General features: G+C 59.8%; 15 protein-coding genes and 1 pseudogene. 14 read left to right on the top strand and 2 right to left on the bottom strand.

The genetic code is table 11. The features are described from left to right. Nucleotides 1–62: 62 nt before the first annotated feature. From BC360_RS00765 to BC360_RS00745, 5 genes are all read left to right on the top strand, one after another. Complete coding sequence (locus BC360_RS00765) at nt 63–605, top strand: hypothetical protein (RefSeq protein WP_065793907.1); 543 nt, start codon at nt 63–65, stop codon at nt 603–605. Then, the gene (locus BC360_RS00760; protein ID WP_244512644.1) at nt 602–1,312 is read left to right on the top strand and encodes a hypothetical protein; all 711 of its coding nucleotides are present in this window, start codon (nt 602–604) and stop codon (nt 1,310–1,312) included. Before BC360_RS00765 ends, BC360_RS00760 begins: the two co-directional genes overlap by 4 nt. A gap of 247 nt (nt 1,313–1,559) precedes the next feature. Beyond that, the gene (locus BC360_RS00755) at nt 1,560–1,871 is read left to right on the top strand and encodes a hypothetical protein (RefSeq protein WP_139109859.1); all 312 of its coding nucleotides are present in this window, start codon (nt 1,560–1,562) and stop codon (nt 1,869–1,871) included. A gap of 57 nt (nt 1,872–1,928) precedes the next feature. Next, nucleotides 1,929–2,321 carry a hypothetical protein gene (locus tag BC360_RS00750; RefSeq protein WP_065793905.1) on the top strand — a complete coding sequence of 131 codons (393 nt, stop codon included), beginning with the start codon at nt 1,929–1,931 and terminating at the stop codon, nt 2,319–2,321. An 80-nt stretch (nt 2,322–2,401) separates the two neighbouring features. After that, on the top strand, nt 2,402–2,761 hold the full coding sequence (locus BC360_RS00745; protein ID WP_065793904.1) for a hypothetical protein: 360 nt from the start codon (nt 2,402–2,404) through the stop codon (nt 2,759–2,761). 28 nt (nt 2,762–2,789) lie between these two features. Here the strand turns inward: BC360_RS00745 and BC360_RS00740 are convergent, their stop codons facing one another. Beyond that, nucleotides 2,790–3,206, bottom strand: a complete 417-nt coding sequence (locus tag BC360_RS00740) for a hypothetical protein (protein ID WP_139109858.1) — start codon at nt 3,204–3,206, stop codon at nt 2,790–2,792. 409 nt (nt 3,207–3,615) lie between these two features. On the opposite strand from BC360_RS00740, the gene BC360_RS00730 reads away from it, so the two are divergent. Continuing rightward, nucleotides 3,616–3,888: a hypothetical protein gene (locus BC360_RS00730; RefSeq protein ID WP_065793902.1), complete on the top strand. Its 273-nt coding sequence runs from the start codon at nt 3,616–3,618 to the stop codon at nt 3,886–3,888. A 12-nt stretch (nt 3,889–3,900) separates the two neighbouring features. On the opposite strand, the gene BC360_RS00725 is transcribed toward BC360_RS00730, so the two are convergent. Beyond that, a complete protein-coding gene (locus BC360_RS00725; protein WP_065793901.1) occupies nt 3,901–4,311 on the bottom strand; it encodes a hypothetical protein in 411 nt (136 codons plus the stop codon). A gap of 270 nt (nt 4,312–4,581) precedes the next feature. On the opposite strand from BC360_RS00725, the gene BC360_RS00720 reads away from it, so the two are divergent. The 8 genes and pseudogenes from BC360_RS00720 to BC360_RS00685 all read left to right on the top strand — a co-directional run bounded on the left by BC360_RS00720 (nt 4,582) and on the right by BC360_RS00685 (nt 12,368). After that, the gene (locus BC360_RS00720) at nt 4,582–4,818 is read left to right on the top strand and encodes a hypothetical protein (protein ID WP_065783476.1); all 237 of its coding nucleotides are present in this window, start codon (nt 4,582–4,584) and stop codon (nt 4,816–4,818) included. An 81-nt stretch (nt 4,819–4,899) separates the two neighbouring features. Further along, complete coding sequence (locus BC360_RS00715) at nt 4,900–5,868, top strand: hypothetical protein (protein WP_065793900.1); 969 nt, start codon at nt 4,900–4,902, stop codon at nt 5,866–5,868. Nucleotides 5,869–6,075: 207 nt separating this feature from the next. Beyond that, complete coding sequence (locus BC360_RS00710; protein WP_065793899.1) at nt 6,076–7,071, top strand: DUF5309 domain-containing protein; 996 nt, start codon at nt 6,076–6,078, stop codon at nt 7,069–7,071. 148 nt (nt 7,072–7,219) lie between these two features. Next, a complete protein-coding gene (locus tag BC360_RS00705; protein WP_208858140.1) occupies nt 7,220–8,047 on the top strand; it encodes a hypothetical protein in 828 nt (275 codons plus the stop codon). Between the two features lie 252 nt (nt 8,048–8,299). Then, entirely contained in the window at nt 8,300–9,418 is a 1,119-nt protein-coding gene (locus BC360_RS00700; protein ID WP_139109857.1) for a hypothetical protein, read from the top strand. After that, the gene (locus BC360_RS00695; RefSeq protein WP_139109856.1) at nt 9,418–11,106 is read left to right on the top strand and encodes a hypothetical protein; all 1,689 of its coding nucleotides are present in this window, start codon (nt 9,418–9,420) and stop codon (nt 11,104–11,106) included. The genes BC360_RS00700 and BC360_RS00695 overlap by 1 nt, the downstream gene beginning before the upstream one ends. Nucleotides 11,107–11,112: 6 nt before the next feature. Further along, nucleotides 11,113–11,628: pseudogene (locus BC360_RS00690) on the top strand (DUF5309 family protein); the annotation flags it as partial. Nucleotides 11,629–11,750: 122 nt separating this feature from the next. Then, the gene (locus BC360_RS00685; RefSeq protein ID WP_065783447.1) at nt 11,751–12,368 is read left to right on the top strand and encodes a L,D-transpeptidase family protein; all 618 of its coding nucleotides are present in this window, start codon (nt 11,751–11,753) and stop codon (nt 12,366–12,368) included. Nucleotides 12,369–12,578: the final 210 nt, after the last annotated feature.

The raw sequence follows: 12,578 nt of genomic DNA, 5'->3' as shown, positions 1-12,578 counted from the left end.
GTAGCTGCCTTTTCGGCTCCAAAGACTAAACGCGTAGATGCCATTCGCCCGACAAACTGGGAGTGGCCTTCGATCCGCGCCACTGGAATGCCGGCATAGACGCGACCGTCAACACCGGCCTTGGCGCCGGCACGCGCGAGCGCGACATGCTGATGATCCAGATGATCCAGCAGTTGCAGGAAAAGCTGCTCACGACGCTCGGGTCCGACAATCCTTATGTCTCGTCCGACAATCTCTATAACGGCATTGCCAAGACGGTGGAGGCGGCGGGGCTGAAATCGCCCGACCTCTATTTCACCAAGCCGACGCCCGAGGACATCCAGAAGCGGATGCAGGCGGCGCAGCCGCAGCCTCCGGATGCGGCGATGCAGCGGCTGCAGATGGAGGCGCAGCTTGCCGCCGAGAAGACCCGCATGGAGAGCGAGACCGCTCGGCGGAAGCTGGAGATGGAACGCGAGCTGAAGCTTGCCGAAATCCAGCAGAACGGGGCGTTGAAGCGCTACCAGATCGACGCCGAACTCAACCTCAAACGCGAGCAGAACCTGGCCGAAATGGCCGGCGGCACGGCGCTCAGCACAGCGCATATCGGAGGACTGCCGGGATGATCAGAATTAACAAGCGGGGTTATGACGCCCAAGGCGTCAAACCGGGCTTCAACACCTTTGGTCTCGCGCCGGACGACGACGCTTACGAGACTGGCCCAAAGTCAACGACGGCTCTGGAACTGCGCGAGTTCGGCGAGGAAGCCAGCAGCCGATTGCCGATTTGGGGCAAGGAGCGCGGGCGTGACGAGGGCGTGGAGGTGGCAGCCACCTATGTCATGTCCAATACCAATCCAACGGGTTACCCCTTCCTCGGTAACAATTCTCACACCGGTCTCTTCATCATGCCCGATGACGGCGACCCCGAGGGACGGCTCCTCTACGATCCCTCCGGCCACTACAAGCCCAGAGAGATGGGCACCGGGGATGCTCTTTATGGACCGGAAGTCTCGCCCGAAGATTACCTGCGGTATCACTTGACCGGCGGGCCCAATGTAACTGTGCGCAAATTCAACACAACGCCCGAGCAGGAAGCCGAAATTCAGGAGCGGATCGACGATCTTGGCGGTGGGGGAGTTTTTGATTGTACGACCAATGTGACCAAGGCGATACTCGGTATCGGACCATTTGGTGAGGTCGAGAAAACAGAGTGGCCAGTTGCGCTCGACAATCAGTTGCGCAGTTTGGGTAAACACGTCGGCGAAGCCAATGATGTCGAGAGCCTTCGGCGCCTGATGGCGAAAAAGGGCCGGGTGGGCGCGAACAAATAGATCGGGCGATGCCTTGTGCAATCAGGGAGAGCTTCTTTGCCGTCCTCTCGCACTGAGGGCGTAGATGTGCCACGGTTGGCTTCTAAGCAGTGACGATCGGCCTGCTAGAGTTTAGGCCGGCAAGATCGACACTTCACACTTCAGGTATGTCATGCGCTACATGGCTCTCAATACGATCCGGGTTCTGCTGAGCTATAGCGCCATGCTGACAACCGTTGCCTGGTTTTTCGGTCGCTTGGACCTCACCATGGCCCTGCTGTTTTCGTCGCTCTACCTATTCGCCTTCGTGCCGCTTCCGGCCGTGCGTTTGTGGAAGCGGCTTCTGTATATCACCTTGGCGGCTGTCGTTTTGATGATCGTGCCATTCGGGTACTTCGTCGTTGTCGACGGCACGGACAGTGTCAATCTTCTTTTGGAAAGAATCGCAATTGTGGTCTTGTTTGGCCTTCTTGGACCCCAGACCTTCGTGTTTCTGCTGACCTATATCGCCCTCGACCTTCCAGTCAGAAAACTTGCCAAGGCACAGATTGCAGCGCCTGCGCGCGAGGGCACGATCTAGCCCTAGCGCTACTGCCGGCAGTCAGCGGGACGTGCGCTCACCTGCATTGCCAAGACGGTGGAGGCGGCGGGGCTGAAATCGCCCGATCTCTATTTCACCAAGCCGACGCCGGAGGACATCCAGAAGCGGATGCAGGCGACGCAGCAGCAGCCGCCGGATGTGGCGATGCAGCGTCTGCAGGTGGAAGCGCAGCTTGCGGCTGAAAAGACCCGCGTGGAAAGCGAGACCGCACGACGCAAGCTGGAGATGGAGCGCGAGTTGAAGCTTGCCGAGATTCAGCAGAACGGGGCGCTGAAGCGCTACCAGATCGACGCCGAACTTAACCTCAAACGCCAGCAGAGCCTGGCCGCTGATGAGCCCGCCACATCTCGGCTATGCCGGCGTGAAATTCCACGAGAGCACGTGGCGGAAGCCACTCGCGCTCATCTGACAAATCCCAACAACATCTAGACAATGGCGCCAAGAACTGCCGCACGGCCTGCGTCTCTGCGCGGCCCGGCCCGGGCTTCGCGCCTATCACGGAGAGTTACATGAATCCCTTGTTGATCGATCAGGGACTGAAGTGGGTCGGCAGGAAATTGGGCAAGTCGATGTTTAACGACACGCTCAATGGACCCGAAGCCTACGCGGACAGGATTGCACAGGACTTTGGCAACGAATGGCACGACGCGTATGAAATCTATGGCCAGAACCCGGGATTCTGGGAGGATGCGTATAAGGGCGATCCAAACGTTCCCAAGAATGGTCCGAAAATGGCGCCTGTGTCCCGAACGTCCCGGCTGCCAGTGGCGCCTGCTGGCGACCAACCATCCAAGGGCGGCGGTTTTTGGGGCGGGCTTTTTCCCGGACGAGCAACCCTGCGAGAGGCGCAGCGCAAGTGGCGTGAATGAGGCCGAATGCCGTGCGCGCCGTATGGTTTCAGAAATCGCGGGTGAAGGCGAAATAGACGACCAGGCAAAGAAGCCAGAAGATCGCGGCCGCCAACATGCTCATGGTAGAGTTCAGGACATATCGGCCGTCATCCCGGCGCTTTAGACCCAGCCAGTTGAAGCCGGTAGGGACTGCATGAATATCCTCGACTTCAATCTTGCCGAAGCTGACCAGCGGTACGATGACGCGGGCAGTCCGATGCAGGAGAAACTCGAAGATGAGAAGGTCGATGAGGTTGAAAATCGTCCCGACGACAACATCAAAGGCAAGGGCAATTTTCTTCATGTTTCCAACCCTGTTTTGCCCAGTCGCAGAATGCGTACGGGCTTTCGCTGCTACCGTCGCCTGGGGGTATCGCTCATAATGCGTTTCCCAATAGATAATTAAGAACAAAGCAAGAATCAATCTAACCTTGTCCTGTCGTGCGCTTGATCGCATGAGCGGCGTTATCTGCCTCGTGCTGTAGCCAGACGGGTGCCGTGTGTGCCGACGCTTTGCACCGGGGCGCAACGAAGCCCTGCGCGCAGAGCCACTGACCATCAATCTTGAAAGGAAAAGCCATGGATGATTTCATCTCGCCGCGTCGAGCGAAGCCCGGTTCCGGTGCCGTGGAGCGGCGCAATCTGCCTAGCCCTGGGGCGGGCTATCTAAGTCCCGACGATGCGAGAGCCTATGCGGAAGACCTTTTGCGTAGCGCTTTCGAGGGGCCGAAAGCCTACACGGCGGAGGGGTTGCGGAAGCCTCTGGGGCACTGTCGAAGGATCCTCGCGGTGACGACGCCAACAGCGCCGGACGACGTCGGGGCCTGAGCGGAATGCAGAAAAACGTTGAAGACGTAAAGACCGAGCTCGACTTACTGCAGTCCAAGGTCTCGAACGACGACGGGACGGCAACTTTGAAGGACATCGTCTCGTCCATTCAATCGTTGCAAGAACAGCTGAGCTTGAAGGAGTACCAGAGCTTCTACGAGGATCCCTTTAGGAACCACCCGCAGTTGCCAAAGAACTGGCAAGATATGCCCTGGAACAATCCTACACGGGAGCAGCCCATTTCACTGAGGACAGCGCTCGACAAATGGAAGGAGTGAGCCGCCGCGCGGCTATTCGAGGTTTTCGAGTGCGATGTAGAGTGTGCCGAGCTCCCGGCGGCCAGAGGCTGTCCTGTAATAGAGCCTTTCGTCGTGCGGACGACCGTTTGCGACGGAGGCCTCGTCGCTTCCATCCTTAAAGACGCAGCAGCGATCGTCGCCATCCGAGGACGGCTTGACACGCAGGCGGTAGCTTTCGCCACTCAGGAAGAAGCGTAAGCCGACCAAATAATCGCCGACCATTAGGGTGCAGACGCTGTCCTGGCCGCACCAGCCAGTCGCGTGATCGAAGGTTTTGTCCGTCTTGAGCAGGAAGACCTTGACGAGGTAGCGCGGCTCTCCCGATTGGCCGATCGCGGTGACTGGCGAAGCCGCGGCAGCGAGAAGCAGGGCGGACAATATCAAGCTCGATAATCTTCTCATGTGTTCCTCATTCGATAGACGAGCGCGTGTCGATGACTGGCGCCGGCCATCCGCTCTGTTCGGGCCTTGCGCAGGGACGGGCAACGCGGACCGAGGCCTCTGATGCAGAAACGGCCGCTCAGGTATCATTTCGGTCGCAGATGGGGTGGCTACCTAGGATGGCAAATCACTCAAGTTCACACATGGGTAGTGCGGAACAAAAGCAGAATCAAGGCGGCCTTCGATGAAAATTTCGGTCGAATTCGCCGCTCTCCAGCGGAGGTCAACAGCATGAAACCGGACGAACGGGCGGCCGCTGCGCGCGCCATACTCGACGTGCCCTATTTCGACGAACTGATGAACGAGTTGGAGGGGGCGGCCATCAACGGCTGCATCCATGCCGGCCTGACCGACGACGCGGGCCGGGCGGCCTATGCCGCCGAGACCCGTGCCATCCGAAATTTCCGAGCCAAGCTCAAGTTCCTGACGGAGCAAGCCAAGGCTGACGGCAAGGGCGCACCCGCTTAAGGGCAAGCGCTTTCTATGGTCGTTCCAGGCTTTCGCCGGAATGACCCAATGCATTGAACCACCTTTCAAAAAGGTCACACCATGATGAACGATAGTGCCAACCTGCCTTACGGCGGGAGCAAAACCGTTGACCGCTCGACCGATCTGGACGACCCCGAAAACCTGAACTTCCGGGAGCCGCATATCGATGACTGGGCCAACCCGGAACTCTACGAGGCGGACTATGACGGCGAGACGGATGCGGCCATCGACGATGGCCTGACATCCGGTGAACCCGCAGACCTTGACGACGAGCCGACCGAGCCTCACGAGGACGAGGCGGCCAACGAAGCCGAGGATTTCCTGGTGCGGCTCAAGGGCGGCGAGGACGTGCCGTTCTCGGAGCTGAAGCTCGGATACATGCGGGACCGCGACTACCGCCACAAGACGCAGGACATCGCCAACCGCGGGCGGGCGCTGGAAGGTATGGCCAACCGCGTCGCCCAATCTGCCAACGCTTTCGCCAACCTATTGGCAAGCCAGATACCGCCGGAGCCGCCGGAACATATGGCGGCGCTCGACCCCGACGGCTATCGCCGCCAATGGGGACTGCATCAGGCGGGGCTCGAGCGGATCGACGAGATCCTCGCGATTGCAGAAGGGCCGGCAAACGTCGTCGACGCGCTGGCATCAGTGGCCAGCGACGATGAGCTCGAGGCCGAAAACGCCAAGCTGATCGAAGCCTTTCCGCAGACCGCGCACGAGGAGGGGCGTCTGGCCTTCTTCGCCGGCGCTTTCGACGTGGCGCGGACCCTCGGCTTCTCCGAAGAGGAGGTGCGCGAGGTCGCCGACCACCGCATGTTCAAGCTCGCGCATTACGCCCGGCTCGGCCTTGCGGCCGAACAGGCAAAGACGCGGGCAATGGCCAAGCTGAAAAGGGCGCCGTCGCCGGTGGCGCGCCCAAGGCCGTCGGCAAAGGCGGAACGCTCCCCGCGCGAAAGCCTGGAGGCGATGAAGCGACTGTCGAAAACCGGCTCGATCCGCGACGCGATGGCGGTCGACTTCGACTGATCGATGTTCGCGCAAAGCGCACAAACAGAGTCCGGAAACGGCTCTAGCGCCTTGTCTTTACGTGCTTTCCGGCGAGGCGCGGTTGCGCGCACATTCCCTGGGCCGCTCACGTGGTGGCGACATGCCCCGACCAAAACCGATCCGTATCGCCCGCGCTCGCCTCAGGCCGGCGCGTGCGATCCATCCCAACATTCAAGGACCACTATCATGGCTGTTGTAGCAAACACCTTCACCACCTCTCAGGCCGTGGGCAACCGCGAGGACCTCTCCGACGTCGTTTCCCGCATCACGCCCGAGGATACGCCGATCTACTCGCTGATCGAAAAGGGCACGTGCAAGACGCACCACCCGGAATGGGAAACCGACGAACTGGCCTCGCCCGGCGAAAACATCCGCCAGGAAGGCGAGGAATACACCTTCGGCACGATCATCGCGCCGACCAGGCTCGGTAACTACACCCAGATCATGCGCAAGGACTGGATCATCTCGGCGACGCAGGAAGTCGTTTCCGAGGCCGGCAACGTGCAGAAGCGCAAGTACCAGAAGCTGAAGAAGGGCGTGGAGATCCGCAAGGACATCGAATACGCCATCGTCGACACCAATGCTTCCGTCTCCGGTGCGACGCGCGAATTCGGTTCGCTGCCGACCTGGATCACCACCAACGTCTCGCGCGGGGCGACCGGCGCCAATGGCGGCTATAACCCGACGACGGGCCTGACGGTGGCGCCGACCGACGGCACGCAGCGCCCGTTCACCAAGGCGATCCTCGACCAGGTGATGCAGGCCGGCTACCAGAACGGCGCCAACTTCCGCCATGTCTCTGTCTCGCCCTATGTGAAATCGGTATTCGTCACCTTCATGTCCGACGCCAACGTCGCGCCGTTCCGCTACTCCGTCTCGCAAGGCGGCGAGCGCAACACCATCGTGGCGACGGCCGACTACTACGAAGGTCCGTTCGGCACGGTGATGATCCACCCGAACCGGGTACAGGCGGGCACCGCCAAGCTCGCGCGCAACGCCTTCTTCCTCGACACCGACATGCTGTCCTTCCTGTGGCTGCGCAAGATCCAGGAAGACAAGGACGTGGCCAAGACCGGCGACGCCGACAAGGGCGTGATCATCGGAGAGGGCACGCTGAAGGTGCACAACGAAAAGGGCCTCGGCGTTGCGGCGGACCTGTTTGGGCTGAGTGCTGCGAGCTGACTAGCAGGCAAGCGAGAAGTGGTGGGGCGGGCGTAGGTCCGCCTTTGCCATTGAGGCAGCGCCAGGAGCGGCCGTCCTTTGGCTGTGTTGGTAAACTTCCGCGCACGAAGGGCTGCGCAGGCAACTTTCTTTCGAAAGGGACAAGTAAGTGGGAAACGAGTCAGGTGATATGCCCGGTTTTCGCCAGGCGATGCTCTTGAAAAGCAAGCGAGATCCATTTGAGCGGTACCAGCGCGCTCTTTTCGATACGATAGCCACCGCGGAAGGTGGCGAGTACGACAACATGTACGGCCCGAAGGGAAAGGCGCGCATTGTCGATTTCTCCGATCATCCTCGCAATCCAAGCCGGATCGACAAGGGAGAGAACAAAGGCAAAATGAGTTCCGCCGCCGGCAGATATCAGATCCGGGCCCCGACGTGGGACCCCTATGCGAAAAAGATGCGACTGGAGGACTTCTCGCCGCACAATCAGGATCGCGCAGCCTGGAAAATCGCGCAGGACGCCTACCGGCGAGTAACGAAGGGAGGAGACTTGGATGAAGCGCTGATGTCCGCAGACCCCAGTACAATCAAGGCTGCTGGCGGCAATCTGGCGACGACCTGGACAAGCTTACCTGGTGGCAAAGAGCAGCGCATGACGCCGGAGCAATTTCTAGACACCTATCAGATGAACCTGCGCGCGCGTGAGGGCCGGATGCCGATACCGCAGGGGCGGCCCTTTGAAGACAGGCTATCCGTCACGATTCCCCCTACCGAACAAGATGGACCGCTTCAAATGGCGCTTGCCGGAAAAGTTGAAGAGCTGCGTCAACACTTGCTGCGGCCTGCGGGGGGCGACCCCGGCACGAAACTATCCCAGGACGGTGGCGTGGACCCCGCTTCATCGACGCCTCCTTCGGATGCCCCGGGATTTTGGGATCGTTTGTTTGGACGCCGCAGATCCCTGAAGGATGCCGCAGGCAATTGGTTCGAATGAGTTCGCTGCCGGGGCCGAGCTTCGTCACGACAGACGCTGTCGTTGTGGCGAGTGCGGTTGTGCCTTGCGAGTGACACGATTTCCGCTAAAAAATCCCTTGTGTTTGTTCTCTCAATGTTCTACTCGTTTTGCGAGCGAATGAAGGGATAAGCGTATCGTTCGCATTCGCCTGCGCACTGAGCGTCGGCCCCCGCATTCGTTCTCAATTTTCCACTCATAAATAGCGTTCGGCACGCCGACCGAGGAGAAGCCTTGTTCAGATTGTGGGTGTCGGCCCTAGCGGCTTTGTTTGTCTTGAGTTCAGCAATCCCCGCATCCTCTTCGCAAGCGTCATCTGCCAGTGCAAAACGTGTGTTTGACGCTTTGCGTGCATGCAAGCCTGATTTTTTTGCGCTGCTGAAGGCTGAGCGTCAGGCATTCGGCCCCGTCCAGATCCAAGTATTCGATGACCCCAAAAACGCTCTGCACGGACCGGGCGCACAAAGCGAATACTGGTCAGCAGTGACGTTCGGCCAGCCGGTCAACGCTGATGGTTTCTCCCTTCTGCGCTTCTTGCAGCGACGACACATCGTTGCCGGCAAGCCGGAGAGCTATAGCTGGGCATTCCAGGTGGCTGCCACACTGACGGATGTCAGGCGGTTGATGGAGGAGCGCTACGGCGTGGAACTGGTCAGGCCCTGGGTCATGGGAGCCTGGGGCGTGGCTCCGGAGGCAGCGCCGGAGGAACAAGGCGGGATATCCACCCTGCTGAAAATCGCGGGCTATGATGGCGGGACGACGACAATCACCTGCGAACTCGAGTCAGGGGATATCGGCGACTTCCGAATGCCTGAGGCCGTACAGGTTTTTGGGGCGCCTCAGATCGGGTTGCCACCCCTCAAGGACACCGACGGCCTGATGAAGGCGCTTCTATTCTGCGAGCCAGACTTTTTCGTCAGACTCAAGAAGGAGAGGGCGTCATTCGGGGAAACGGAAGTCTTTGAGCGGCGGACTGTGCTGTCATCGAGCCAGTCAAAATCCAAAAAGCCTTCGCGCGCTGCCGCCTTGGTCATTTTCCCGGTGCCGATAGAGATCTGGGGTATCGCAATCACGGGCTATACACAGCGGACGGACTCCGTGGACGGCAAGCGGCAATTGACCTGGGGCTTCCAGACGAGAGATGGACGGGATCAGCTTGCCGAGGTGCTGCGGTTACGCACTGGCGCTCAGCCGCTCGAAGGTGACCGCTGGGGGCTTGATCTGACGACCGAGGATACGGGCTATGCGCCGTCGCCCTCTTTCAAGATCGCTGATGGGCTCCTCACCTGTACCGTGCCGGCCGATGGAGCAGAATCCGACCCTGCCACACTGTTTCTGACGGCGAAGCAGTAATGTTCTACAAACTATGCGGGTTCCCAATGGTGTCCATGAGCCTCAAGCGTTTTTGCGCGGTCCTTTGTCTGCTCGCACTTGCGACGCCTGCAGCGACGGCTGAGCGTATCGATGCGGGACGGGTGTTCGGCGCGTTCCTGGCGTGCAATGCCGACATCTTTTCCCTCCTCACGAGCGATGAGGCAGACTTTCGCGCAATAACGATCGCCCCTTATGACTACGCGTCGGACGGAGTAACCGGGCACTACATCGCGTTCGCAGCGCCTGTCGACGCCTCTGGACTGCCGCTTAGCCGGTATGTCCAGTTCGAAGCCGTCGGCATTGCCGTTCCGCACTTCGCCTGGGGCTTCGAGGTGGAGCGGAATGTGCCTGAGGTTGCCAAGGTGATCGAGGAACTGCTACCCGGAGCCAGGTTCGTCGCCAAAGATGGCCATATGCTCGAACTGAAGCTCGACACCGAGCCGGAGGCGCAACACGGCGACGCATCGGTCGCGCCGGAGGACAGCTACAGGAAAATCGTCATTCGCCAGGCGAATAACCCCACGCAAGCACTGGTGATGTGCGACGCTTCCAAGGATCGGATGTCGGATCTGGCAACCAACGGGGAGACGGGCAGGAAGCGTTTGCCTTCACCGGAGGACCTGTTTCCATCGGCGAAAGTGCCGGGCGTTAAAGCCGACAAAATTCTCGATGCTTTCGTCGCCTGCAGGCCTTCGTTCTTCAATGTGCTTTGGGACGAAAGAAAGACCTTTCCGCGGTTCCGGGTCGAAGCCTTTGAAAGCCCAGAAAATATGCCTCATGTTCCCGGGGCCGAGAGTACCTACAGCGAAGCCGTGACGTTCGAGCGTCCCATTAAAGTCGGTGATTTTTCCGTCGTGCGCTTCTTTCAGCGAAAGTCGATTCAGGAGGGCAAACCGACGCGCTTTGCCTGGGCTTTTCAGGTGATCGCAACGCCCGGTGAGGCCGCGCGCGCCATTGCGGAGCGATACCGTGTGAGATTTGAAACTGGTTCCTGGTGGCTAAGCTCAAAGGATGCCGCTGCCGGCCCAGTGTCGAAGGACCTGGAGTTCGATTCCTACTTTGATCCCGACCAGCAGACAGCCGTAACCTGTGAGCCCGACGAAAGCGAAACGAGAGGCTTCCGCTTGCCGTGGGCGGAAGAGACTTTCGGATTGGCCCAGTTCGGGCCGCCGCCGCTGATCGGCGGCAACAGGCTGATGAACGCGCTCTTGCAATGCCGGCGGGATTTCTTTGCGGCGCTTGGTGAGGAGACGGACGCCTTTGGCAAGGTGACGTTCAAGGCGGCCATGGGACCATATCGAAAGCCTGAAGACGCTGCACGTGCGACACTGCGAGTAGCGTTTGAGAAGCCGGTATATGTTTCAAGCCTTCTCTTGACCGGGTACATTCAGCAACGTGTCAATGTCGCCGGCGAGCCGAAACTGATCTGGGGTTTCCAAACGCCGGGAAATGAATACGAACTTATTCGTGTTGCGGAGAACCGCACCGGAAGCAATTATGTAGAGAAGGACGGGTGGGCGCTGAACCTAGAAGCCGACGCGACCGTCTATACGCCTTCTGAGGCGCTGGGCTTCGCTGACGGCTTCATCGGTTGCACGACACCCCTTGGTTCCGGCAAGAAGCCGCCAGAGCCGGCCGACCTCTTTCGGAACGAACAGGGAAAGTAAAAGCCAGGCGGTATCCTTCCGACGACCGGGCTGACGGTGGCGCCGACCGACGGCACGCAGCGCCCGTTCACCAAGGCGATCCTCGACCAGGTGATGCAGGCCGGCTACCAGAACGGCGCCAACTTTCGCCATGTCTCTGTCTCGCCCTCGCCCTATGTGAAATCGGTGTTCGTCACCTTCATGTTCGACGCCAACGTCGCGCCGTTCCGCTACGCCGTTTCGCAAGGGGGCGAGCGCAATACCATCGTGGCGACCGCCGACTATTACGAAGGCCCGTTCGGCACGGTGATGATCCACCCGAACCGGGTACAGGCGGGCACCGCCAAGCTCGCGCGCAACGCCTTCTTCCTCGACACCGACATGCTGTCCTTCCTGTGGCTGCGCAAGATCCAGGAGGACAAGGACGTGGCCAAGACCGGCGACGCCGACAAGGGCGTGATCATCGGCGAGGGCACGCTGAAGGTGCACAACGAAAAGGGCCTCGGTGTTGCGGCGGACCTGTTTGGGCTGAGTGCTGCGAGCTGGTCTTCTAGCGAGCAGATTCAGATCATCGTCCTCGTGCGCGCCACGGGGATGATGATGGTCGGCCCAGGCATCCGATGCGGATCGCCGATCTGTCAGGAGTCTAACAAAGGAACGATGCGATGAACCAGGGAAACAACGGGAAAAGAATCAAGCTTCACTTCGATGGGAAGCGACTGAATGCTACCGAGAATGGTCGGTATGCCGGTGGTTGGGATGGGGTGAGTGGCGAAAAGGGTCTTCAAGAACCCCAATGGCAGGAGATTATTGATAGGGGGCCGATACCCGAGGGGGTCTATGACGTTGATCAGCTTCAGTATCCGCCGCCGGCGGGGAGCTGGGAGCGTTTCAAGGGCCGAATTAACAGGGGGACGTGGAAGGGGTTGGAGAATGCCTGGGGCAATTCCAGGGCGTTTCTAAACGCAACATCAACGACACATCCTAAGGCTGCGCACCGGAGTGGCTTTTCGATCCATGGCGGCACGGACCCAGGGTCGGCCGGTTGCATCGATCTTACGAACGGGATGGATCGTTTCGCCGACTTCTACCGGAAGACCGGGCAGTCGGCTGAGTTGAATGTGTCCTATCCCGAATATGATTCCGATGACTTCACGTTTGAGGCGCTTGAGCGAAAGTATGCTCCGGCGGCGGCGCCTGAGGCGGACAACCGTTGGGATCCCGATGGTGCTCGAAACCGACGCAGTTTCTCGCTGCGAGACGCGCTCCGGATTTTTGAGTGACGACTTGGGAGCGGGGGCTTTTTAGCGCGAGCGTGGGCGGGCATGCGCTGCCAAGCTCCGATAGGCGGCCGGTGTCTTGCGTTTGTTCCGGAAATGTTCTACAGGTTGAGCGGGTAAATAATGGCTTGTAAACGCATCGGTCGCATTCGTTGGGATGCACGAGCGCGGACGGAAAACATAACATATCGGTAGTCAAAGGCGTTCGGCGTG

Origin of the sequence: Ensifer sp. LC163 (assembly GCF_001695855.1) — a bacterium.
Lineage (GTDB): Bacteria > Pseudomonadota > Alphaproteobacteria > Rhizobiales > Rhizobiaceae > Ensifer.
This window is presented reverse-complemented; position numbering and strand designations above follow the sequence as displayed.